Source organism: Pseudoalteromonas fuliginea (assembly GCF_000690055.1).
Lineage (GTDB): Bacteria > Pseudomonadota > Gammaproteobacteria > Enterobacterales > Alteromonadaceae > Pseudoalteromonas > Pseudoalteromonas fuliginea.
The window spans coordinates 1-335 of record NZ_JJNZ01000287.1 but is presented as its reverse complement, the minus strand read 5'-3'; the positions used below and the strand labels follow the sequence as shown (position 1 = coordinate 335).

Sequence of the window (335 nt, the reverse complement as noted above, 5' to 3'; positions counted from 1 at the left end):
GTGGCTCACTAGATGCGCTTCGTGATGTTAAAAAACAATATCAGCGTAATCATAACCTATGGCATGATGACCCTGAAACTTTACCAGTGTTTGGAACAATTGCATCGCAGTTTAACGATCCTGGTATGAATACGCTCTACAGAAAGATAATGGACAAGGTGGTAGAGCGAACAGAGGCAGATTTAAAATCTACTTTTGAGATTACTCGTGAAATGAGTGAGAAAATATTTGTGATTCCGCCAAGCCGTACACGTTACCTGAGTGAAATTGCAGAGAATAACCGTAAGTATGATGAGATAGCTACATCACAACAAGAAGTGGCGCAGAAGTTATAC

Annotated in this window: 1 pseudogene; it reads left to right on the top strand. The window is 40.3% G+C overall.

The annotated features are described in order from the left end of the window. Nucleotides 1-335: pseudogene (locus DC53_RS22885) on the top strand (hypothetical protein); the annotation flags it as partial.